This is a genomic window from Thermococcus sp. (genome assembly GCF_026988555.1).
In the GTDB taxonomy this organism is placed as follows: Archaea; Methanobacteriota_B; Thermococci; order Thermococcales; family Thermococcaceae; genus Thermococcus.
The window spans coordinates 1-23,119 of record NZ_JALSLB010000051.1 but is presented as its reverse complement, the minus strand read 5'-3'; the positions used below and the strand labels follow the sequence as shown (position 1 = coordinate 23,119).

The following is a 23,119-nucleotide window of genomic DNA, read 5'->3' as shown; positions in this document are numbered from 1 at the left end:
CCAACCGGGGAGTGTGGGAAGACGGTTTAAAGCTTGCGCTTGTCCAAAAGGGAAGAGGAGAGTCAGAACTTCAGCACCCTGGCTAGGACTATGAGGGGGTCCCACACAGGGGCAAAGGGGGGTGCGTAGGCCAGATCCGTGAAGAAGACATCCTCCGTGGTGAAGTTCGCGCCTATCATTGCGGCGGCCGTGTCTATCCGCGGGAGAACCTCGGCGCCGACCGCCTGAACCCCAAGTAGTCTGTTAGTCTCGTTGTCCACAACGCCCTTGAGGTGAATATCCCCCGCCCCAGGGTAGTAGTGTGGCCTCGTCTTTGCCTTGATGAAAGCGGTCCTTACATCGTATCCCTCCCTGATGGCCTCCACCTCGGTGAGCCCGGTCTTCCCAATCTCAAGATCCAGAAACTTTGTTACACTCGTTCCCAGGACCCCCCGGAAGTGAATGATCCTTCCGGCGATGTTCGACCCAGCTACATAGCCCATTTTGTTGCCGGGAGGGGCCAATGGAACCCATACCCGTCTGCCGGTTATCAGGTGTCTCGTTTCCGCAACGTCACCGGCGGCGTAGACATTCTCCACGCTCGTTTCCATCCGTTCGTTTGTCCATATCGCTCCGGTCTCGCCTATCCTCACGCCCAGCTCTCTGGCTGGTTCCGTGTTCGGCTTTATACCCGTTGCCACTATCACCATATCCGCAGGGTACTCCCCGGCGTCCGTTACCACCTTCTCAACCCGCCCCCTGCCCTCCAGGTGCATGGTGAGCTCCTCAAGGCGGAGGTTCAGGTGGTTCCTCAACTTGGACTCGACTATCCCGGTTACCTCGGCGTCAAACGTCTTCCTCAGAACACGCTCACTTCTACCGATGAGGGTGACGTTCTTACCCTGGGCCACGAAGGCCTCGGCCATTTCAAGGGCTATGTACCCGGTTCCGATAACGACAACGTTCCTGACATCGTTCTTCTCCAGGTACCCTCGGATGGCAACCGCGTCCGGGGGCAGGTCGGCTGTGAAGACGCCTGGGAGATCGATACCTTCGAGGGCAGGAACCTGAGGCGAGGCCCCGTTTGCAAATAAGAGGTAGTCCCATTCGTAGGTACGCTCCCCATCCCCTTCCATGACGCGTACTCTTCCCTGCTCGACCTCCACGACTTCAGCCTTCATGTGGAGGTCTATACCGCGCTTCTTGATGAAGACCTCCGGTGGGTAGTGCATGAGCTTTTCCTGGGGTGAGATTCCCTCGACGACATAAGGCACACCGCAGGGGGCGTGGCTGACCCATTCCGTTGCCTCGAAGACCTTGACGTCCCATTCCGGTCTCAGTTTCTTAACGCGCGAAGCCGCGCTCATGCCGGCGGCCCCACCGCCTATGATAACCACAGTTTTCCCCGCCATATCCATCACCCAAGATGATTCCAAAACGGGGGTTAAAAGGTTGGCGGATGTAGCATAAAAAGCAATTAGAGTGTCATTCTACATCCTTTTTCCCTTCCACGTACCTTCTGGAACCGGTCCGGATTAAAACGTACACCTCACCCTCTTCAATCTCGACGTTGGGCTTCCCCATCTCAAACGTCTCGTAGGTCCTCATGTCCATGAACTGTACCTCGTCCCTTCCGATGCTCGTCACCATTGCCTCCTCAGTCTCGTACTCTATCTCTCGGAGGCCATCCCGCCTTGCGGTCTTCCAGTCCATTCTCCCGCGTTCCTGGGTCTCAAGGTCCCTCAGCTCAATGCCCCTCCCGTCCACGTACTCCACGAGGTAAACTTTTCCATGTCTGTCACTCACGACGTCCCCCCTCTGGAACTTTGGAATCCTGACTCTTACACTCGTGCGGTAGACCTCCTTACTGGTCTGTCTGTCAATTCCGACCAGCTCGTAGGCTTCGTTTATGGTCCCCCCAAAACGATCCCGTATGGCCTGGGCGAGTTTCCTGGCGGAGCCCTTTGACCCCATGTAGAAGTCCAATCCCTCCTCCTTCTCGATGGTGTCCTGTATGAAGCCCATTCTGTCCTTGCGCATTATCTCGTCGATCTTTTGGCCAACAATATCCTCGACTTCCTTTCTCTCCGCCTTCGTCAGCGGCCTGCCCTCGGCACGAACCTGCAGAATGGCCTCAAAGTAGCCCCCAAGAAACCTGCTGCAGCGGGGACATATCGTCTGACGAACGTAGACGGTAACGTGCTTCTCCTCGTCGTGAAGCTCCCTCTGGAGCTCGTGTATCCGGGCCTTGAGGCGAACCTTATAAGTCACTATGGCCGGGAAGTACTCTATGTGCCACTCAAGAGGCTCAAACGCCACCACGGCCTCGCCAACGGGGAGCTCCGTTATAACCCCAAGCTCATCCATGGACAGGATCTTGTAGTGCCTGACCTTCTCCCTCAGCAACCTCTCAATCGCCTCGATGAGTGCGTTGCCGGCCACCTCGAATATGAGCGCCTCCAATTCATAGGTCTCCGGATCGACCCATGTCCCGTGCTTTCGGTAACTCCCACAGTTCTGACACAGTTCAGTGTTTACCTCCTCTTCAAGAAGCAGCAGGGGGTTTTCCTTTCTGAAACATACCTGACAGAGTCCCTCTATCAACGGCCCTCCTTCCTCCTCACTTATCCCGCATCTGTAACAGAACCTCTCAGTCATGATCCCACCTCAGAGAAACATCTTCGCCATCTGGGCGTGGGGGATCCCCTCAATCAACAGCACCCTCTCAGAGTCCACGTAGCCGAGTTCGATGGCCTTCTTCACACATTGCTCCCCGACGAGGTTGGCTATCGTTGCTTCCCCCAGAAGCGTCTCCAGAGCGTCCACCTCAACTAGTTTCCCGCCGTAAAATCTTTCTTTAACCTCCAGCTTGAGCTCTCCGTCCCTAAGAGTCTTTCCAAGGAGTCCCTCGTCACATGCCGCAAGGAGAACCTCACCCTGAACCCGGTAAACCTTGATGTATATCATGAACGCCACCAGAGGTGGAAACGATGGGCGGTTTAAAAGGGTTAGGTAAATGAGAAAAAGGGTAGAGGGCATCAGCCCTCGGTCTGCTGGGCCGCCTCAACAGCAGTCTCAAGGAGGTTGTATGCCTTAAGTATGTTGAGATAGGCCCTCCTGACATAGGGCAACGCCATGATGCTAAGCTGCTGCCTCGATGGGTTCACCATGTATTTCTTGGCCTGCTCAAAGTAGTTGTCCGCAGTCTGCTTGTACTTCAGGGCCTCCTGGAGGGTTTCGTTATCGACGCCGAGTTTAACGGCCTTCTGATACAGGTCGTTGAACTTCTGGTCGTACCTCCAGTACAGCATATACCAGACGAAGTTCCAGGTGCTGACTATCCAGCGGGAAGTCTTATACTCGACGTTAATGGTGACGGGCGAGGCGTACTTGACCTCTATGATCAGGTATATTGCGTTCTTGTATTCCAAAGTGTAGTAGTTGAGTATGTGGCTGTTGGGCTGAACGGTTATCATCTGAGTGTCCGTCGGCAGGGTTACGAAGACGTAGCCGGTCTCGCCACTTGGACCATCAACTGTAAAGTTCAGCATGGTGTCGGTTGCGCCGTAGGTGGTGACCGAACCGGCGCCCTCTGCAACATACGGGGCCGTCTGAAGCGGGGAGAGAACCCTGCTCTGTGCTGGTTCCTGAACGTTCAGGGTGAACGTTCCGGTGTAGTCCTGGTAGTTCGGCGTCACGACATCGATGTTGAATGTGTAAGTCCTCTGGAGCGGAGTGATGTAGAACTGCACCTCGCCGTTCTCCGCTATGTACTGCTGACCGTTGATGTAGACGGTTGCCTCACCCTCGATTGGCATCATGGTGGCCTTGTCAAGCAGTTTGAGGGTCATCAGCGATGGCTTTCCGAGGGTCGGCGTGCCCATTAGGGCAACGTACATCTGAGGTTTGCCCACCTGCAGTATCATTGGGGCGTAGGTAAGTGCCATGCCGCTCTCAACGTCCTTGAGACCCACGACACCCAGGTATGTTCCCGGTGCGGTGAGTTCTACAGTGTAACCAACCTGGGCAGAGGCACCGTTGGTCAGGGTGAATGGGGTCTCATCGGTGATCACCTGCCCGTTGTCCTTGAGAACCTGCCTGTAGTATATGTAGCTCATGTTGGCTATCGGGACGCTATAGCCATTAACAACGGCCATATAGTATCCTGGAGCGGGCATGAAAAGGTCAAGGCTCTCGTAGGCGGTCGGACCTATCTGATCGGTGTAGATCTTGGTGGCATTCTGCCCTAGAATTCCGCTGTTCAGGTCCGCCATGAGCGCATCCCATGAGGTGTAGTAGAATACGTAGAGATCGAGGTCAGCGCTCTTGTTCTCAGGTGCGGTTATACCGATTTTGAAGTAGTAGAGCTTCTGTGCCGGTGTGGCGTTTATGATGTCCACGATCTGCCACTGATCCTGGTTGATCTGGAGCTGGTAAGCGTTCGCGTTCTCAAGGTTGCCGAGACCGTATCCGAAAGAGGACACATCGACGTCTCCCATCGTGTTCCTGTAGGTCACACCGAGCGTGTAGTTGCCAGGTTCACTGAAGTCTTGGTATACCCTGCTCGGTGTTGCGGTGACACCAAGGAGCTGAACGTCAATGTTGTAGTGTGAGAGCTCGTATCCGGTTCTGGCGTAGCTGCTGACGCTGGAGTACGCGGTTACCTCCCAGGTTCCAGGCTGTGGGTCGTAGAACGTCCAGGTGTAGGTCATGTACGGGCTTCCAGCCCCAACGAAGTAGTAGTTAGGAACGATGGAGGCCATCACGATACCGCGTGGGGTGGTTATCACCGGCCTGACCCTGCCCATTGGCACACCGTTCTTATCAACCGGAACGCTGACGGTAACTTTGAGCTCACTGGTTCCGGTTGGAACGTCAACGTAGTAGTGCTTGGCCTGACCGGACATCTCAACGTCGCTCAGGTGTCCGGTTGCAGCCCCGTTCTTGTTTATCGGGACGGTCACAACGACTGGAACGGCACCGTCGATGTAGTCCGTGCTCGGATCGTCTATATATACGTAGCCGACGTAGGTTCCGGGCTTCTGAAGCTGGGAGTAATCAACGGTGACGTAGACGAGCCCGGTGGTGTTGTAGAAGTCGGAGTATCTGAAGCCGGCGAGACTGAAGTTGGCCTTGTTGAGGTGGGCTGTGATCTCGTTGGTGTTGACCTTCAGCCAGGGGACGCTGGTGGATATGTCGTAGGTCCCGTTCACAGGAACCAGGGCACCGGCCCGGTTGTAGACCATTCCATAGATGTATATTGGAACCGTCCCCGGCCTCTCGTTTCTGAGGTAGATGCCCCTATAGAGGTACGGGAAGTGGTGGTTAAGCTGGAACCAGCCGTTGAAGAGTATGTTCGCAAACAGCGGGAGCTGCTTCTCTCCAAGCGGGTTCTGATACGGGCCAAATGTGGTGCCCGCGTAGATGTAGGTGCTCTTCTCCTTGCTGAGCTTGATGAGCTCCTGTATGGCCCTGTCGATCTTTATAAGTCCATATCCCTGGTCTATGGGACTTGCCCCGCTGACTGGTTCAGCCGAGAGCTCAAGGGCCCTCTTTATCATGAACGGGTCGTAGGTCAGGTTGTGGATCCTGGCGTAGTCCACGAGCAGTGCAACGGCACCGGTAACGTGTGGGGTGGCCATACTGGTGCCGTCCCAGAAGTCCGATGCCCATGTTCCATAGTAGCCGACGGACCATATCGGGAGGCTCGAGAACACGAACTCACCTGGGGCCATGACATCGGGTTTGACCATACCATCGAGGCGCGGTCCCCTGCTGGAGAAGCTCGCCGGGCCGCTGTAGACGTCGTTGAGACCGTGGAAGAAGCTCCAGCTGGCTCCGTCTCTGAAGGCACCGACTGTTATCACGAGGTCAGCGTCCCCCGGGGCACCCACAGTGGTTGTGCTTGGTCCGTCGTTGCCCGCGGCTATGGAGAAGACAACTCCAAACATCTCGGTCAGAAGGTTGGCGTAGAAGTTTTCCGGATCCTCTATACCGTCGTTGTATCCGTTCCAGAGGCCGCCAAGACTCATGCTTATAACGTCCGCACCGCTAAGGGCGGCGTCGATCATCCCGTTAATGATCCATGAAGTGGCACCGTACCCGATGCTTGAGAGCGACTTAAACTCAAGTAGCTGGGCACCGGGGGCGACTCCCTCAAGGCCCTGGAAGTAGCTTCCAGGAAGACCGTAACCTGCGGCGGTTCCAGAAACGTGTGTGCCGTGCTGACCGCCGTCCCATCCAAAGACCACGGTATCAGTCGAGACCTTGGAGAGCACAATGCTGTTGTAAACGGTGCCGTTGGCCACTTGGATGACCGAGGCCTGTCCTTCCGAGAACTGCACGTAGGTTGTATTACTAACCGAACCCGGTCCAAGGAGGATGTAGTCGCCGGTCGAATCGAACGGGGTTATCTGATAGGCGTTGCTCAAGTTGACGTCGTAGGTGTAGTTGACACCGCTTGGAATCGTCATCATAGCCTTGAGGATGGTGGTGTTCAAGGTGCCGTTAACGATGGCGTGGAGGGTATTTGCGTCGGTAGTGTTGAGCTGGAGAGGAACCGGATAGAAGTAGACCTCGCTGTCTGGGGTAACGAGGACGAAATAGATCTCGTCGTAGTTGTGGTCAAAGTTTATATCGAAGTACCTCTCGGGGAGGAATCCGAAGTGGTATGTGCCGTTGGTGACGTTAACACCACCGAAGTCAAGGGTGATGTTGAGCTGTGGTATGGTCGTGTACTCCGACGGCCTCATAACCAACGTGGCGTACGGTCCCCAGTCAAGCGTGACGTTCGTTAGGGAGAGGCTCACCGTTCCCCCAACAACCTGGGTTGAGTTGAAGGTGTAGCTGACGTCCGCGTTACCTTCACCGGTCTCGTCCATCCAGTAGATGATCTTCCTCCTCCCGTCCGGGGTCTGCTGGAGGTACGGCTGGGCAACGTCGGCGCCGGTATCAACAATCGCAATCAGGGCGTGTGATCCTGAGATGTTGTACTCCTCCCTAGCCTGAGGAGCATCAATGGCGTACATGTCCCAGGCAAACGGGTCGTATCCTCCGGCTCCGCTTGTAGTTATCTTGCTTATCGGTGCCTTGAGGTTCCTCTCCGGTTTAACCGGCTTTGGAAGTTTGACTGTTTTGTCCTCCCAGACATAAGCAAGTCCCCTCATGGACTTCAGAGCCGGGAGCTTGTCGGTGGGTAAAGTAGCAACGATGAAATCGTACTTGGGTTTGCTTATCGGGTCAATCTTGGCCCCCAGCGCCTTCAGTGCCTTAAGAACCTGATCACCATATCCGGTCTGAGGGGCTATGATAAGCCGAACGTCCTTCCTCCCGGAGGAGAGAAGTGTGCCATGAAGCATGTCAATGTACTTTGCCACGTTGGGATTCAATTCCTGAAGGGTTGGTGCCTCATGATTGTTTATTGAAGTCGGAGCCGAAGCCACCGCGGAAGTATTAGTCGGCGAAGCCGCAGTGTAAGGCAGGGCTGCTGGAACTACTGAAAGCAACATTACTACCGCGACCAAAAGGCTCAATGCCTTCCTACTCATTCAAACACCTCCTAAGCGTAATGGTCACCTATACTCTCACATCCCCATGGATATAAAGATTTCGTCTCCACTGAGATACAAAGGGTTCTTCACGCCAGGTGATACCTTTCATGACAAACTAGGGGCACCAAGTCCCGGTTTGTACCACTAGGACAGTTTCTTAATCAACAGGGCTCCCAATACGAAGGAGAGTATGAGGTTATCTATACCAGGGTCCATGGCGTAGATGAACATGGCGAGAACGAACGCAAACGTTTTGGGGTCATCCTCACTATCTCTAAGGAAAAGACCAAGTAAAAAGGCCTCCAATACACCCACAACCCCAAAATCAGCCACCGCTTGCCCAAAGAAGAAGTAGGTGTAATGGACACTCGTTCCGAACAGTGCCCCCACCGTTCCCCGGGGATCTCCGCTGAGGAGCAGGTGCCCGTGGTAGATACCCCATGGAAGGGAAAGGCGGACGATGTTATGAAACACGAGGAATGTAAAACCCACACGGACCAGCAGGGCATCCACACCTCCGCTCATCCAGAGTATGAGGACCCCCAAGAAGATTCCACCGGCCAACGGCGCCCGGAGGTCCCCTCTAAACGCTCCCCTCAGGTAGAGATCCAGAAAGTAAGCGAGGTATATCAGCAACAACAAAGACCTGAAGGTTCCAAGAATGAATATGATGGAGAGGAGAGCAAGGACGACCGTCTTAAGCTTGAGGGACGCCCCCGTGTACACTAACCCTGCCGCCCCAAGAAACGCCGATGCCACCAATGGTCCAACAAGCTCGTAGCGAAGGCCCCTGTGAAAGAAGGGAACACCAAAAACAGTATAGAATATCAGAGGAACTAGGAGTCCAGTTAAGATAGAATAAATGGCAAGAACACGGGTGAAGTGCTCCTTAAGGCAATACACGGCGACAATGACCATAACAACAACGATGGGCCCGAAGGGATACTCCGAGAAGGAGACCACAAACAGCAGAGCCGCATAAAACCATCCCGGAGGACTCAACCCCACCCGGTACCCAACGGCAAAGAACCCGAAGAAGATAAGGGCATAGACAACCCCCAGAACCACCATTGAGGGATAAAAACCACGGGAATAGATAACATCCCGTAGACCACCGTCAAAGTAGTTGGAGTAAACCGATAAGAACAGGTAAGAGAAGAACGCCAGGCTAAAGATTTTTAACCCCTTCACTTCACCACCAGATAGAGTTAAGAAAGAGGCTTAAAAATTTGAGGGGTGCCTGGAATGAGAGAAACCGTGTACAGGATCTGTCTTCCCCTGATTCTCATCGTTTCGTTCCTAATCAGACTGGTGCCGCACAGAACCCTCTTACTCGCCACGTACGATGAGTACCTGCACAGAGACATAACCCTCAGACTGGTCCACAACGGGATAGGCAGTATCTCACGGGACCTCCCCTCACTGCTGGGGCTCAAAGCGTACAGTTATCCGCCCCTGTTCCATATCATCGGGGCAATGGTCTACCGGTTGTTCCCATCAAACTACGTGTTCTTTGTACTGCCGGCGGTTTACGGCACCATTGCGGTCTTTGGATTCTACTTGGTCTTCAGGGAACTCACCGGGAGGAGAAGCAGCACCATTATCGCCACGATTTTTCTGGCCTTCGCACCCAACTTCATCTACAGAACCAGCCTCTACATCCCTGAGAACCTGGGCCTCGTTCTCTTCTCGTTCTCCATGCTGTTCCTCATACGCTTCCTCAGGTCAAAGCGCCCCATTGATTTCATAGTGCTAGCCGCCGTCTTTTCCGTTTACACATTTACCCACAGGGGATGGGTGTTCTTTATGATGGCGGCCTTCCTGATAGTGGCCTCCTACAGCTGGTCGTGGGCGAAGAGGAACCTGCACTACATAATAGTCCTCCTAGTGCTGACATACCTCGCGTATCTGAAGGTACCGTTCGTACACTCCCTCGTCGGGAACTTCTTTGTGAGAATACAAAAGACGGAAGTCAGTTTTTTGGGGTACTTCAAGTGGATAGGCGTGGTACAACTGGTGTTTGGAGCGCTTGCAACCCCGTATTATCTTAAAAAGGATCCCATACGTCGAGGGTTCGCCCTATGGGCCTGGGCGTTCCTTCTCGCCGGGGGAATCTCCTTCCGTTTCCGTGATCCATACTCCACGATACCCCTAGCTGTGATGGCGGCGGAGTACTTGGTGGATGTGGTCTTCCCCTCAACGGGAACCCTTCTCAGAAGGGCTTTCAGTGACGTCAGGGGGGTTGGAGCGGAGTGGGTAAGAAGGATTTCAGGCGGAAGGGCTGCGGTGCTCCTTATAACGGCGATTATACTCCTCACCCCCTTTGCTCAGGGAGTTTACGGGGCATATAAATACGTCAATGCCCCAACGATCAGCGACAAAGAGGCCTACGAATGGATAAGCCAGAACACGCCAGAAAACGCTACGATCTTAGTATGGTGGGACATGGGATACCTTCTAATAGGGAACACCCACCGGAAAGATGTGGTCATATGGAAAAAGGTCTACCAGGGATTCTTTGGTAAAGCCCCTACCGCCAGGGAAGCTCAGAGGGCGTATACCGACCAGGTGATAATGTTCAGCTCTCCCCAACGCGAGTACGTCTACTACCTCATGAAAAAATACAACGTGAGCTACGTGTTCGTCGACAGGAGGAGACTCAGCTACGGACTGATCAAGTACGGCCTCATGGAGTACGCCCCCTACGACACACACTTCAAGCTTGAGTTCTGCAACGGGAACGCCCAGATCTACAAGTTTATCCCCTCCCCACCAATCCTTCCCACCGACCTAATGCCAGTGAACTACAGTGGGAAATACAGTCCCCTCGTGGGGTTCCTAGAGAAGTTCTGGACCGGCTACAACTACGCCGACTTTGACGATAGGTACAAAGCGTATTTCAACCTCAACGCCTGGATGGTCAACCTCTACGAGGAAATGTACAAAGAAACTGGCAACGACAAATTCAAAGAACGGGCTGAATGGTTACTTAAGTGGCTTTCCTACAAGGAGATGAACAACGGGGCGTTTCCATGGGGAGTTCCACCCAACGATTACACCCTCTACACGGCGTACACCTTGGAGCCCCTCAGCAACATTTCCTTCGCCGGCAAACCCCGCGCCATTGAGCTCCTTAGGGAGAGGGAGAAGGCCAACTACTTCATGACGACGTCCAAGGACAGGCACGGTATCTTCGTTGTCAACGCACTCTTCCTTCCAATATACGATGAGCTGGGGATACTCAACTCAACCACGAGGGACAGTGTTCTCGGGGATATCCTGAAGCAGCAGAGAGGAGACGGAAGCTGGAACGAGAACGTTGGAACGACCCTCGCCATAAGTTCATCTCTAGCAAGGTACTATCAATTGACCGGAAACGAAACGGTATTCACCGCCGTTAAAAAAGCTGCCAAATGGCTCACAGAGCAGCAGGATGAAAACGGCAAGCTTAAGATTGAGAAGGCTGCCTACCCATACTCAAGGGCAACGTACGCAGAGATGGTGTACGTTTACAAAATAGCCGGTTTAACAGAAGCAGCCGAAACCACCCTGAAGTTCATCGAAGGTACCTTTGACCCCAACAAAGAGGTTCATCCTCTGGAGGCCGTCCTGATGATGTACAAGTACCTCTCGTACGCCTATGGCCCGGACAGTGCAATTGGGATTCTAAACAAGCTCTTGGAGGAACATCCACTTCTCAAGTTTTCTTAATTTTTCATGATGTAACCGCATACCAAAAGTTTAAAACATCCTGACGTACTAACGGGAATGAGTATGGCGAGAATAAAAACAGATATCCTTGTTTCATCCTTGCTCGTGGTGGTTGCATTCATAGCCGCCGGGGTTAGTATAAACGCCAAGAATGTAACCTATGACGGGGCCCTCTACATTGACATCGCCCGGAACCTCCTCCATGGGATAACGAACTACACATACCAAGGCTACTACATGATGTACCGTCCTCCCGGCTACGTCTATACACTGTATCTTGTATTTCATCTTACCCCCCTATCTCCCTCAAGCCTGCTAACAACCGCCAAGCTTGTATCGGCCTTGTTCTATGGCCTCACCGCAGGTCTGGTCTACTACTTCGCACTTGCCGTGTGGGGGGATAGGATTAAAGCCGTTGGTGCCAGCGTCCTCTATATGGCCAATCCCCTGGCGTTTTCAATGGCCACGAGGGGACTCGTACACAGCGAATTTACATTCTTTTACACACTGTCCCTCTATCTGCTCTACACGGGGCGCAGGCTAGGTGACAGACGCCTCATATATGCCTCCTTTGTGGTGGCCGGTGTTTCGATACTGACCCGGTACACCGGACTTTCAATACTGGCAGTTATCTTCACCTACCTGTACCTGACGGAGTACTGGGGATGGACCAAGAAGAAGGAATATGGAGTAGGAGCCATTTTAACGCTCCTCGTTCTGACACCGTGGCTCTACCTTGGCCGGCTACACTACGGCGGGGCTCTAATGCCGTTCAGTACGGCAACCAAGTACGTCACCCACGCCCCCCCAGTCTCGGCCTTTGACTACATCAGCTCCCTCACCTCGGTCCTTGGAATTATACTTCTTCTCACCCTGCTTGGCATTGTCCTGCTCAAGCAGAATGAGGAAGGGTGGCTGTTGATCAGCTGGTTTCTGATTGGATTCACAGGCATCCTAACGGTAACCCACAAAGAGAACCGTTTTGTGACGTTTTTGAGCCCTGTAATGGCAATACTCTCAACCCATGCCCTGTGGAGACTGGGAGAATGGACAAGAGCCCTTGTGAACTGGAAAGAAAGAAGGACTCTAACGCCCGCTGTTTTCATGGTGCTCCTGGTACTCGTGTTGATTCCAACCGTTCACTCGGCTATTGCAATGGTGAACATGTGGGACGAGCGTGGAAGTACCTACGTAACCGCTTTTGACTATGCTCGGATGAACTATCCAGCAAGCTGGATCCTGGTATCTCAAAAGGTATACACCATTGCAGGCCTTTACTACCCCCACTCTACAATTCAGATCATAATTCCAAGGCAGCAGGTAAGAGAACGCGTAAAAAACGGGAGGTACGACCTCATCGTAAGGCTGAAAAGTGACCCCAACGTCGGAGTCCTTGAGAGCGGAAGATATCGCGAGGTTAAAGAGTTCGGACACGGTACCGTTCAGATATTCACAAGACTGTCCTAAAGACGAAGCTGAGCCTCCATCTTCGAATGTCCATTATATCACGTTTTTTCAATCTTGTACGCCAAGGAACAGCCTTGGATAGTTAATTTTAAATACATGCCTCCAATATATCACCCGCAGTAACCATTTGGAGGGAGTCACATGGGTGAATACAGATTTATAAGGTGGTTTGAAGAGCTCAAGAAGACCGACGTGGCACTCGTTGGTGGAAAGGGAGCCAACCTTGGTGAGCTCACCAACGCCGGGATTCCGGTTCCGCCAGGATTCTGTGTAACCGCGGAAGCCTACAAGTATTTTGTCAACAATGTAAAGGTCAGCAAGAAGGATATCGAAGAGATCATGGGTGAGAAGGCCAAGAGCGGCGTTCTCGCTGAGGTTCTAACAAACGCCTCTGAGGAGCCCAAGCCGCTCCAGGACTGGATTATGGACATAGTCAGCAGAACCAATGTCGATGACAGCAGGGAGCTTCTTGACAACACCGCCCTCATAAGGGAGCTCATCGACAGCATGCCGATGCCGGAAGAGATACAGACCGAGGTTCTTGACGCTTACCACAGGCTCAGCCAGAGGTTCAACAAGGACGCCGTTTACGTCGCCGTCCGCTCCTCAGCTACCGCCGAGGACCTCCCGGAGGCGTCCTTCGCCGGCCAGCAGGAGACATACCTCGACGTCTACGGTGACGAGGACCTTCTTGAGAACGTCAGGAAGTGCTGGGCCTCACTCTGGACCGCCAGGGCCACATTCTACAGGGCCAAACAGGGCTTCGACCACAGGAAGGTCTACCTCAGCGCCGTCGTCCAGAAGATGGTCAACAGCAAGACCAGCGGTGTCATGTTCACCGCCAACCCAGTCACCAACGACAGGAACGAGATCATGATCAACGGTGCTTGGGGCCTCGGTGAGGCTGTCGTCAGCGGAGCCGTCTCTCCCGACGAGTACATCGTCGAGAAGGGCACCTGGAAGATAAAGGAGAAGTACATAGCGGAGAAGGAGGTTATGTACGTCCGCAACCCTGAGACCGGCAAGGGCACCGTTCTCGTCAAGGTTGCTGACTTCCTCGGTCCGGAGTGGGTTAAGAAGCAGGTTCTCACCGACGAGCAGATCATCGAGGTCGCCAAGATAGGCGCTAGGATAGAAGAACACTACCAGTACCCGCAGGACATTGAGTGGGCCTACGACGCCGATGACGGCAAGCTCTACATCGTCCAGAGCAGGCCAATCACCACCCTCAAAGAGACCAAGACCGAAGAGGCCGAAGAGGTAACCGAGGAGATGGAGGTCATCCTCAAGGGTCTCGGAGCCTCGCCTGGTGTTGGCGCCGGCAAGGTCGTTATAATCCTCGACGTTAACGACATCGACAAGGTCAAGGAGGGTGACATCCTCGTCACGACCATGACCAACCCGGACATGGTTCCGGCCATGAAGAGGGCTTCTGCCATCATCACCGACGAGGGTGGGAGAACCTGCCACGCGGCCATCGTCGGCAGGGAGCTCGGTATCCCGACCGTCGTTGGAACCAAAGAAGCAACCAAGAAGCTTGAGGACGGCATGCTCGTCACCGTTGACGGTACCAGGGGCGTCGTCTACAAGGGCGTCGTCAAGAGCCTCGTCAAGGAGGAGAAGGAGAAGGCTGCCGAGGCCCAGGTCGTTGTCGCTGGAGCCCCGCTCATCACGGCTACCGAGGTCAAGGTCAACGTTTCGATGCCCGAGGTCGCTGAGCGCGCTGCAGCCACCGGCGCCGACGGAGTTGGACTCCTCAGGGCCGAGCACATGATACTCGGAATCGGTGCCCATCCAATCAAGTTCATCAAGGAGGGCAGGGAGGATGAGCTCGTTAACAAGCTCGTCGAGGGCATTAGAAAAGTCGTCGAGGCCTTCTACCCGAGGCGCGTCTGGTACAGGACACTCGATGCCCCAACCAACGAGTTCCGCGAGCTTCCAGGTGGAGAGGACGAGCCGGTCGAGAGGAACCCGATGCTCGGATGGAGGGGCATCAGGCGCGGTCTTGACCAGCCGGAGCTCCTCAAGGCCGAGTTCAAGGCCATCAAGAGGCTCGTCGACGAGGGCTACGACAACATCGGCGTCATGCTCCCGCTCGTTAGCCACCCGGAGCAGGTCAGGAGGGCCAAGGAGATCGCCCTTGAGGTCGGCCTCGTTCCACACAAGGACGTTGAGTGGGGCGTCATGGTGGAGACCCCGGCGAGCGCCCTCATCATAGAGGACCTCATCAAAGAGGGTCTCGACTTCATCAGCTTCGGAACCAATGACCTCACCCAGTACACCCTCGCCATAGACAGGGACAACGAGCGCGTCTTCAAGCTCTACGACGAGAAGCACCCGGCCGTTCTCAAACTCATCGAGAACGTCATCAAAGTCTGCAAGAAGTACGGTGTCGAGACCAGCATCTGCGGCCAGGCCGGAAGTGATCCGAAGATGGCAAGGAAGCTCGTCAGGATGGGTATCGACAGCCTCAGCGCCAACCCGGACGCCGTTGAACTCATCAGGAAGACCGTCTACCGCGAGGAGCAGAGAATGATGCTCGAAGCCGCCAGAAAAGCCCTCAGAGAGTGAAGCCTTTCGGCTTCTTTTCTCTACTTCGTTTTTAACCCCCAATTCCTTCCAAATCCTTAGATGATTGTATGAATAGTTGGTTCATTTATCCACAATAAACCTTTTATACCAACGTTTCGACAGCCATCTCAATGAAGCTAGAGAAAATGCGCGACCAGATCATCAGTGGGCCTATAGTGAAAACGCTCATCGTGCTAGCCTACCCGCTGATCATCAACAGGCTCGTTCAGGTGCTCTACAACCTCACTGACACGTTCTGGCTTGGGAAACTCGGCAGGGAGCAGCTGGCTGCTCCGGGGACGGCCTGGCCGCTGGTGTGGTTTTTCATGTCCCTCGGGATGGGGTTCGCAACGGCTGGCTTCGCCTTCGTGAGCCAGTACGTCGGGGCAAAGGAGTACGAAAAGGCCAACAGAGCCGCCGGAGCGCTCTATTCCCTCATGATGCTCTTTGCCATAGGGGTCGGTCTCTTTGGTGTGGTTTCGGCTCCCTACCTTCTCAACTTCATGAACGTGAGCGGAAACGTGTACCCCTACGCCCTTGACTACACAAGGGTTATATTCGCGGGGATACCCTTCTCATTCACTCTCTTCGCCTTTAACTTCCTGCTCAGGGCCATAGGCGACACGAAAACGCCCGTAAAGATAAACATAGCAACGGTTCTTTTGAACCTCGTTCTCGACCCGTTCTTCATCTTCGGATGGGCCGGATTCCCGGAGCTGGGTGTCACCGGTGCGGCGGTCGCTACGATGCTCTCCAACAGCCTCGGCTCGGTAGTGGGCGGGTACCTACTCTTCAGAGGGAAGGTGGGCATACATCTAACTGCGGAGAGCCTTAAACCCGACCTGAGGTTTTACAAGCGCATCTTCCGCGTGGGGATACCTGCCAGTGTTGGCTCCTCCACAACCGCTCTGGGATTTGTAATCTTAACCAGGATCATCTTCACCCTTGGCGGCCAGTTCGGTAACGCCGACGTCGCCTTCGCAACCTACAGTATAACTAACAGGCTCACGAACTTTATGTTCGCCTTCTCGGACGGGATAAGCATGGCCATGGGCACGATGGTCGGCCAGACTGTGGGGGCGAAGCTCTACGGGAGAGCCAAGGCAATAGCGGAGAGGACGATGCTCATAAATTTCACGATACTTGGTGTGGGTACCCTATTTTTCATCCTTTTCCGCGTTCCAATATTCAATTTCTTCATCAACGACCCCGCGATAACGGCTGAGAGCGCCAAGGTAGTGAAGTACTTCGCGGCATCCTTACCTTTCTTTGGGATATTTTCGGCAGTTAACAACGTTTTCCAGAGCTCCGGGCACACGAAGAAGAGCATGTTCCTAAGCATAGCAAGGCTCTGGGGAATACGGCTCCCCCTGAGCTACGGCCTTGGAATCTTGGTAAAGGACACCGCTGGTCTGTGGCTGGGAATGGGACTCAGTAACATCATAGGAGCCATAGTGGCACTCACGTGGTTCTTAACAGGAAGCTGGATGAGCCGCATCATAGAGGACAATGGGTAAGTTTTTATAAGGGCGTTTCGACAGTTGTCTCACCGTGGTGACCATGGAACGTGGAAAACTTCAGCAGGTGAGGGAGGAGATACTCAACGGACCGATAGAGAGGACCCTCCTCCGCTTAGCATACCCGCTGATAGTAAGCAACCTCGTCCAGGTTCTTTACAATATAACGGACACGTTCTGGCTTGGGAAACTCGGCAGAGAAGCGCTGGCCGCCCCAGGCACCAGCTGGCCAATAATTGGAACTCTCATGGCCCTCGGGATGGGGTTCGCAACGGCTGGCTTCGCCTTTGTAGGGCAGTACATCGGGGCCGGAAAGTACGAAAAGGCCAACCGTTCAGCCGGTGCCCTTTACTCTCTCATGCTCCTCTTCTCAACCATTACCGCTATAATAAGCCTGGCCATACTCCCTCAGGCCCTTCACTTTATGAGGGTCACTCCCAACGTCTACCCTTACGCTAGGGCCTACGCTCGGGTTGTGTTCGCGGGGGTTCCTCTCTCCTTTGCATTCATGGCCTTCTCCGCCCTCATGAGGGCGTCAGGGGACACAAAAACCCCGGTTAAGATAAGTATGCTCACAGTGGCCATGAACATAATCCTCGATCCGATATTCATATTCATACTTGGTCTGGGCGTCGAAGGTGCCGCGATAGCAACGGTGCTTTCCAATGGAACGGGAGCCCTCATCGGGGCAAGGATACTTACCAGCGGAAAAGGCGGCCTACATCTAACCAGGGAAACCATGAAACCGGACTTCGAGTTTTACGGTAGGATATTCCGTGTTGGGCTGCCATCCGCCGTTGGTCAGTCCGCCAACAGCTTCGGATTCGTTGTATTAACGAGGATAATCTACGGCTACGGAGACGTGGTCTACGCCGCCTACACCATAACCACCCGCTTAGTCAACTTCATAACCAGCATCTCCAGGGGGGTCAGCATGGCAATGGGGACCATGATAGCCCAGAACGTCGGGGCAGAAAACTACGACAGGGCCAGAAGGATAGCCGAACGAACCATGGTGGTGAACTTTCTCATTGCATCTTCCGCGATAATGATCATCGGGCTCCTGCGCGTCCCTATATTCAAGGTCTTTCTAAACGATCCTGCCGTGATAGCGCAGAGCTGGTACGTCCTCAAGTACTTCTTAATATCCGTGCCTTTCTTCAATGGAATGTTCGTGGTTGTCACCAGAACCTTCAGCTCGGCCGGACACACAAAGAAGAGCATGTTCCTAAGTATGCTGCGTCTCTGGGGACTCAGAATACCCCTGAGCTACCTCTTCGGCTACGTTGGGGCGGTGACGGTACTCGGTATCACAGTGCCCCTTGCGAGACTCTTCGGATTCACGAGCAGAGGAGTTTTCTTCGGAATGGGTATGAGCAACTTCATAGCAGCACTGGTGGCCCTGGCATGGTTCCTCCGGGGGACGTGGATGAGACGGATCATCGACGAGGAGTCGTAGCCGGAGTCCAAGTACAACTCAGGCTGGCTTACCCCCTGCTGGAAGGGTTTAAAAAGTTTCGACTTTGCTTTCCAGCAAAGGGCTCTGGTGCGGGGGCGGGGATTTGAACCCCGGAACCCCTGCGGGAGTGGATCTTGAGTCCACCGCCTTTGACCAGGCTCGGCAACCCCCGCATATGCAGGAGGATTTACCACCAAAGCGCCGCTCCTAAGGAGCGTTACCGCCGTCACGACCTCCTCGACCGTCAAATCCTCAGACAAAGCCACTTCAAGCAGGCTAGCCACCACTCGGCTCACGTTATCCCAGCGCTCCTTGGCCTTCCTGTAGACCTCTGGCGGTAGCGTGATGTGCAGACGCGGGGAAAGGCGCTTCCTGGCCTTCCGCCGCCGCGCTCCGACCTGCTCCTCCGCCTTCACATTGGAGTGTCCGGACACTCCACCCGATTTTACCATGACGAAAACCCCCAATGAACTTTATAAATTTTTAGGCTAAAAGCCTTTCCTATTGAACGGCTTCAACTCGACGCCTGCCGTAATTTTCCTGACTATAAGCTTAAAATCCTGTTTCAGCATTTCCTTAGCTTCATTCACATTCAAATTAGGCTCCCTGAAAATTTTAACTCCTCTAAGATACAGAATAACACCAAATCTCGACAACTCAACAGCTTTCTCACTGTCTTCCATCCGAGATGAAATCGCAAAAACCTTGGTAAGTAGAAACAGCCAGCTATTAACTAAATCAAGTTTCTCAATCTCTTCATCAGATAGGCCTTCATTATCAAACGCATAATCCCAGAGCTTGGCACTCTCCTCGGCAAAACTCTCTGCAAGATTAACAGCAATAGGTCTGTAAACTTCGTTCCAAACCTGCTTCTTAACCTCTGGTGTGGAGGATTCCCTAAACCTCTCCATCATTGAAATCTCCACCGGAAACAGTTCTTTGTACACTCTCTCAAGCTTTTCAATGGTCTCATTATAACTTTCCTCACTCGCAGTATCAGGAACCACACTTAAGAACTTGTTCAATAACTCTTCAGGAGGAATCCTCTCAAGTTTCTGCTGAATCTGGCTCAAGAGAGATCTAACAGAGTCAACATCTATCCTGAGGACCTCTAGATCTTCAATTAACTCAGTAGCTGGAAGAGCACCAATTAATTTCCTGATTATCTCCATAAAATTCAGTACCGCGATTGAAGTTGTTCTTTTGGAGATAGTCACCCCTACCATCATAAACACCTCGCAAGAGGACATTAAAAATGTTCCTAATTTGAAAAATTATTGCAGGAAGAACAACGCAAAAAACAAACCAAACCCGACTAAAAAAGAAAATCACGACTTAGCCGTATCCGCCACGATTTTCTTGACATCATGATTTACCGTCTTGACGACTCCTCTTATTTCCAATACCAAATAATCGCCTTCTTCAACCTCAAGCAACTCCCTTATATCTCTCGGTATGCTGATACGGCCATTACTTATAACCTTGACCACGAGAGGGATAGGGTGTTCTAACTCAATACGCGTAATGTCTTCCGCCATAGCCACCACCATATTTTGTGATTCAACATTCTATTTATGCCTTTTGCCATTTTGATACCAAACCGTTGAATAAGCATAGATTTTGACAATAATACTACCTTTTTCTTGAAGATAGGTATTTAAGTACCACTATGGTATCTTAGTACGGTGATCCGCCATGAAGGTAGTGTCCATCTACGACCTCCGCAAACTCCCCCTGCGGGAGGCTTTGAAAAAGCTCAGAGAAGCCGACTGGGTGCTGGACGAGGGAGCAATGCTTGTGCCACCTGAAGAATTCTCCCGAATTCTCCAGATTTCTGGTTCAGTCCCTATAAGGAACAAACACAGAACAAGGGTGGTGAGATGATGGCCACGATCTGGTACAAGGAAATGAGGAGCAAAGAAGAGGGGAGAGAAATCTACAGGAAGCTAAGAGAACTTGGTTATCCACCAGAAATTGCGAGACGGCTTAGAGACTGGAGTGAGAGCCACATCGAACTTTTCATTCGTTCAAACCCCATCTCAAAGGAGGGATGATGCATGAGCTGGCTCGTTATTGAGGACTCGAAGAGCGGGACCGTCAACCTCTACAACCTCAACAACGTTTCCGCCATCCACCTTGACACAGAACTCGGTGAGGACCTCATCAAAATCTGGACGGTGGACGACCCAAACCAGCCGTGGGAGGAGGGAATCGACGGCCTTGAGGAGTTCGAGAAGCTGATAAACACCCTTCCCATTGCAAAGGACCTCGGCTGGATCTACATCAGGGACGGCAAGGTTCGATCCTGGAAAGGCAGGCTGAAACTCCTGAGCGAGGAGGGTGGAGAATGACCAAGCGAGGCCGTCCTCCCATCATGAAACCTTGGCGCGTGACCATAATCCCACCCGGCGAGGAACCCCTCGAATTCATCATCTTCGAGAAGACGCGGGAGAAGGCCGAGGAGCGGGTAAGGCTAATGGTCAGGCGGAGTTTTCCTTTTTCCCGTTTTTCAGTCCGCAGGTACTACGGGAGGCTGGGAAAATGAAAAAATTCTACGCTGTTGTCGGTGATGAAGAATACCTCCTCCTCGACAGAAACTTTGAGGAAGCCGTCGTCACCTTCTTCCTCTGGAACACCACAAGGGTGGAAAAAGGCGAACTCCAGCCCGGAACAAGGATAAAAGTCATTGAACTAAGCTTTGCCTACCATCAGGGACTCATAGAAAACGCTGAAGTGAGCCTTTTCCCCGTCCTCCGCGGTGAAGACCTCAGAAACGAACTGAGAGCTTACATGAAGAAGCCATCGACACAGAAAACCCTCGACGCGGTGATAAAGGGGTGAAACCAATGCCGCTTCTAATCTCATACTTCAAACTGGAGAAGCTCAAGGATCTCAGCCTGGCTCTGGAAAAAGTGGAAGAGCTCAGGACCCTGATCCCGGTCGAGGTCGCTAACATCCAGCTCGAGGACAAGACGATAAAACTCGTCCTCCACGTGCCGGCCAGCTCCCTGGCTCTGGTCAGGAGAGCCTTCCCGGAGGGAATCGTGCTCAGTTAAAGGAGGTGGCACGATGATTTACGTTTCTGCTGGCTGGCACGGATTTGAAATCGATCCGAAAAACATTGAGAGGATCTCATTTTACTACAACTCAAAAACCCACAGATATGAAGTTCACCTGAACTATGGGAGCGAAAACAGGACATTCGAAATTAGCAAAGCGAAGGGAGACGCCATCATTGAGTTTCTGAAATGGCTCAGCCAGGAGTCGAAGGAACTTTCGGCTCCAGGGAGTGAAAATTATTTCGACGAGGTCCCTGACGAAGAAATCTTCGACTCTCAAGGTGATTCATCATGACCGAAGGCGACCGCAGGAACCTCATCACAACCAGCCAGGAGCTCCGGCGCGTGAGGAGGAGAACCCTCTCGGCCATCATCAACCAGCTCCACGGCTTTGACGCTCATGAAGAATTCTCCGACCTCCTCGAGGAGGTCAAGAGGAAGCACGGGGTAACAAGGATAGGCCTCTTCGACATCGACCTGATCCTCTGGGACTTCAAGAACGGCATTCCCTTAGCTCTCCTTGAGGTTAAAAGCAGGTACCAGCTCGGCGAGGACGACGGCTACGCCATCTTTGATGAGCCGCAGTACACGTTCCTCGAAGACCTCGCCTTCTACCTCGGCGTGCCGGCCTACTACATAGTCAAGACTAAAGTAAAATGGCTCGTCTGGCGGGTCGAGAAAGGCCTCGCCGTGAGGCGAGAGCTCACCGACGGCCGGAAGGTGGTTCTCCTTCCACTGGAGAAGGCTCAACGGTTCTCATCATACGGCATGGTCGAGCACTTCATCAGGAAAGAATTGCTGGGGAGGCGGTGAGCGGAGATGGATCCCGTCCTGTTCCTCCTCGGCTTCCTGTTCGGAGCAATCCTGAGCCTGCCAATCGGCCTGCTCCTCAGGGAGGAGACGAAGAAGAGGTGAGAAAATGACCTCATTCCTCATCGGGTTCAATGACCCCAACGAGGCGGACTTTCACATAGTCGCCCGGCTTGAGCTTAAACAGGTCTCTAAGCTCACTCGGTACAATAATCCTCCCCTTAACGTCAATCCGAGCAATCCAATCAGCCTCCTCAAACTTACGAAACTTTGGCATGAGAACTCAGTCCTCCTTCTTCATCATTCCGACGAGTTTCACCTTTACGTAGGTGTCCCCACCAGTAATGTCCAGCATTCGCCTAATGTCCAGAGGGATCAGGATTCTCCCCTGCTTATCGACCTTGGCAATGAACTCGATATCTTCAGTAATCTTCTCGAACTTCGACATTCCCACCACCGACACATATTGCACATTGTGATATATAAGCCTTTTCTGCTGATAGAGGAAAACCTTAAATATCAGGAATTGCAATATCTGCATGATTTGCAGGATTTGCATAAAAAGGTGAAGCCTATGGTGATGAAGTTCCAGGTGGCAAGGGTGTTAGAGGTCGAGATTTACGACTTCAGTGCCATCTACGAGCTCGGCGACCTCCTCGGCGTCGAAATAGTCAACGAAGAAGGCAAACCCGTGGCAGTCATACACGCCAGAGCACCCCAAGACACGACCGAACTGGTTGATGCAATCGTCAGCACCAAACTCCACGTTGAAGACCTCACCCACCTCGTCGGGAGGCGGTGAGGGTGACCCTTTCTTTTCTTTCAACCGCGAGACGGAGGTGTGAAGAATGAGCGAGACCCACATTGAAGGAATAATCGACCTCCTGAGCAAATACGGCCTCAAGGAGGAGGACTGGGAAGAACTCTACGCCGTCCTCGTCACCCTCGGAATAAAAGACAAGGCCGAGATAACGCGAGAACTCTACAACTACCTGA

At 53.1% G+C, this 23,119-nt stretch carries 23 protein-coding genes and 1 tRNA gene; 14 read left to right on the top strand and 10 right to left on the bottom strand.

All coding sequences use genetic code 11. From position 1 onward, the window contains the following. Window positions 1–62: 62 nt before the first annotated feature. The 5 genes from cdr to MVK60_RS07535 all read right to left on the bottom strand — a co-directional run bounded on the left by cdr (window position 63) and on the right by MVK60_RS07535 (window position 8,720). Window positions 63–1,391 carry a CoA-disulfide reductase gene (cdr, locus tag MVK60_RS07555; protein ID WP_297438084.1) on the bottom strand — a complete coding sequence of 443 codons (1,329 nt, stop codon included), beginning with the start codon at window positions 1,389–1,391 and terminating at the stop codon, window positions 63–65. Between the two features lie 73 nt (window positions 1,392–1,464). Then, window positions 1,465–2,637 carry a 60S ribosomal export protein NMD3 gene (locus tag MVK60_RS07550; protein ID WP_297438050.1) on the bottom strand — a complete coding sequence of 391 codons (1,173 nt, stop codon included), beginning with the start codon at window positions 2,635–2,637 and terminating at the stop codon, window positions 1,465–1,467. A gap of 9 nt (window positions 2,638–2,646) precedes the next feature. Then, window positions 2,647–2,946 (bottom strand): DUF424 domain-containing protein, encoded by a 300-nt coding sequence (locus MVK60_RS07545; RefSeq protein WP_297438082.1) that lies wholly within the window; start codon window positions 2,944–2,946, stop codon window positions 2,647–2,649. 71 nt (window positions 2,947–3,017) lie between these two features. Further along, complete coding sequence (locus tag MVK60_RS07540) at window positions 3,018–7,526, bottom strand: S8 family serine peptidase (RefSeq protein ID WP_297438047.1); 4,509 nt, start codon at window positions 7,524–7,526, stop codon at window positions 3,018–3,020. Window positions 7,527–7,673: 147 nt separating this feature from the next. Beyond that, window positions 7,674–8,720 carry a hypothetical protein gene (locus tag MVK60_RS07535; protein ID WP_297438045.1) on the bottom strand — a complete coding sequence of 349 codons (1,047 nt, stop codon included), beginning with the start codon at window positions 8,718–8,720 and terminating at the stop codon, window positions 7,674–7,676. Window positions 8,721–8,774: 54 nt separating this feature from the next. Here MVK60_RS07535 and MVK60_RS07530 point away from each other — a divergent pair, with 54 nt between their 5' ends. From MVK60_RS07530 to MVK60_RS07510, 5 genes are all read left to right on the top strand, one after another. After that, the gene (locus MVK60_RS07530; RefSeq protein ID WP_297438043.1) at window positions 8,775–11,240 is read left to right on the top strand and encodes a glycosyltransferase family 39 protein; all 2,466 of its coding nucleotides are present in this window, start codon (window positions 8,775–8,777) and stop codon (window positions 11,238–11,240) included. 57 nt (window positions 11,241–11,297) lie between these two features. Then, the gene (locus MVK60_RS07525) at window positions 11,298–12,707 is read left to right on the top strand and encodes a glycosyltransferase family 39 protein (protein WP_297438041.1); all 1,410 of its coding nucleotides are present in this window, start codon (window positions 11,298–11,300) and stop codon (window positions 12,705–12,707) included. Between the two features lie 141 nt (window positions 12,708–12,848). Then, the gene (ppsA, locus tag MVK60_RS07520) at window positions 12,849–15,278 is read left to right on the top strand and encodes a phosphoenolpyruvate synthase (RefSeq protein ID WP_297438039.1); all 2,430 of its coding nucleotides are present in this window, start codon (window positions 12,849–12,851) and stop codon (window positions 15,276–15,278) included. Between the two features lie 131 nt (window positions 15,279–15,409). Next, window positions 15,410–16,795 (top strand): MATE family efflux transporter, encoded by a 1,386-nt coding sequence (locus MVK60_RS07515; protein WP_297438037.1) that lies wholly within the window; start codon window positions 15,410–15,412, stop codon window positions 16,793–16,795. A gap of 43 nt (window positions 16,796–16,838) precedes the next feature. Continuing rightward, window positions 16,839–18,254, top strand: coding sequence for an MATE family efflux transporter (locus MVK60_RS07510; protein ID WP_297438080.1), 1,416 nt, complete (start codon window positions 16,839–16,841; stop codon window positions 18,252–18,254). An 85-nt stretch (window positions 18,255–18,339) separates the two neighbouring features. Here the strand turns inward: MVK60_RS07510 and MVK60_RS07505 are convergent. The 3 genes from MVK60_RS07505 to MVK60_RS07495 form a co-directional block, all read right to left on the bottom strand. Then, window positions 18,340–18,427: transfer RNA gene (locus tag MVK60_RS07505), tRNA-Leu, on the bottom strand. Window positions 18,428–18,742: 315 nt separating this feature from the next. Further along, the gene (locus MVK60_RS07500; RefSeq protein ID WP_297438035.1) at window positions 18,743–19,480 is read right to left on the bottom strand and encodes a hypothetical protein; all 738 of its coding nucleotides are present in this window, start codon (window positions 19,478–19,480) and stop codon (window positions 18,743–18,745) included. A 102-nt stretch (window positions 19,481–19,582) separates the two neighbouring features. Further along, complete coding sequence (locus MVK60_RS07495) at window positions 19,583–19,792, bottom strand: AbrB/MazE/SpoVT family DNA-binding domain-containing protein (RefSeq protein ID WP_297438078.1); 210 nt, start codon at window positions 19,790–19,792, stop codon at window positions 19,583–19,585. A 157-nt stretch (window positions 19,793–19,949) separates the two neighbouring features. Here MVK60_RS07495 and MVK60_RS07490 point away from each other — a divergent pair, with 157 nt between their 5' ends. From MVK60_RS07490 to MVK60_RS07455, 8 genes are read left to right on the top strand one after another with little or no spacing between them, the layout of a single operon-like run. Beyond that, the gene (locus MVK60_RS07490; RefSeq protein WP_297438033.1) at window positions 19,950–20,138 is read left to right on the top strand and encodes a hypothetical protein; all 189 of its coding nucleotides are present in this window, start codon (window positions 19,950–19,952) and stop codon (window positions 20,136–20,138) included. Next, window positions 20,135–20,308 carry a hypothetical protein gene (locus MVK60_RS07485; RefSeq protein WP_297438031.1) on the top strand — a complete coding sequence of 58 codons (174 nt, stop codon included), beginning with the start codon at window positions 20,135–20,137 and terminating at the stop codon, window positions 20,306–20,308. Before MVK60_RS07490 ends, MVK60_RS07485 begins: the two co-directional genes overlap by 4 nt. Window positions 20,309–20,311: 3 nt before the next feature. Continuing rightward, window positions 20,312–20,605 (top strand): hypothetical protein, encoded by a 294-nt coding sequence (locus tag MVK60_RS07480; RefSeq protein ID WP_297438030.1) that lies wholly within the window; start codon window positions 20,312–20,314, stop codon window positions 20,603–20,605. Next, window positions 20,602–20,799: a hypothetical protein gene (locus tag MVK60_RS07475; RefSeq protein ID WP_297438029.1), complete on the top strand. Its 198-nt coding sequence runs from the start codon at window positions 20,602–20,604 to the stop codon at window positions 20,797–20,799. The genes MVK60_RS07480 and MVK60_RS07475 overlap by 4 nt, the downstream gene beginning before the upstream one ends. Further along, complete coding sequence (locus tag MVK60_RS07470) at window positions 20,796–21,095, top strand: hypothetical protein (RefSeq protein WP_297438028.1); 300 nt, start codon at window positions 20,796–20,798, stop codon at window positions 21,093–21,095. Before MVK60_RS07475 ends, MVK60_RS07470 begins: the two co-directional genes overlap by 4 nt. 5 nt (window positions 21,096–21,100) lie before the next feature. Continuing rightward, window positions 21,101–21,310, top strand: a complete 210-nt coding sequence (locus MVK60_RS07465) for a hypothetical protein (protein ID WP_297438027.1) — start codon at window positions 21,101–21,103, stop codon at window positions 21,308–21,310. Window positions 21,311–21,323: 13 nt separating this feature from the next. Continuing rightward, entirely contained in the window at window positions 21,324–21,608 is a 285-nt protein-coding gene (locus tag MVK60_RS07460) for a hypothetical protein (protein ID WP_297438026.1), read from the top strand. After that, the gene (locus MVK60_RS07455; RefSeq protein ID WP_297438025.1) at window positions 21,605–22,126 is read left to right on the top strand and encodes a hypothetical protein; all 522 of its coding nucleotides are present in this window, start codon (window positions 21,605–21,607) and stop codon (window positions 22,124–22,126) included. The genes MVK60_RS07460 and MVK60_RS07455 overlap by 4 nt, the downstream gene beginning before the upstream one ends. Window positions 22,127–22,238: 112 nt before the next feature. Here the strand turns inward: MVK60_RS07455 and MVK60_RS07450 are convergent, their stop codons facing one another. Together MVK60_RS07450 and MVK60_RS07445 are read right to left on the bottom strand one after the other, a co-directional pair. Next, complete coding sequence (locus MVK60_RS07450; RefSeq protein ID WP_297438024.1) at window positions 22,239–22,400, bottom strand: AbrB/MazE/SpoVT family DNA-binding domain-containing protein; 162 nt, start codon at window positions 22,398–22,400, stop codon at window positions 22,239–22,241. 6 nt (window positions 22,401–22,406) lie between these two features. Beyond that, window positions 22,407–22,580 (bottom strand): hypothetical protein, encoded by a 174-nt coding sequence (locus MVK60_RS07445; RefSeq protein ID WP_297438023.1) that lies wholly within the window; start codon window positions 22,578–22,580, stop codon window positions 22,407–22,409. Between the two features lie 117 nt (window positions 22,581–22,697). Between MVK60_RS07445 and MVK60_RS07440 the strand changes: the two genes are divergently transcribed. Continuing rightward, complete coding sequence (locus MVK60_RS07440; RefSeq protein ID WP_297438022.1) at window positions 22,698–22,925, top strand: hypothetical protein; 228 nt, start codon at window positions 22,698–22,700, stop codon at window positions 22,923–22,925. The last annotated feature ends 194 nt before the right edge of the window (window positions 22,926–23,119 follow it).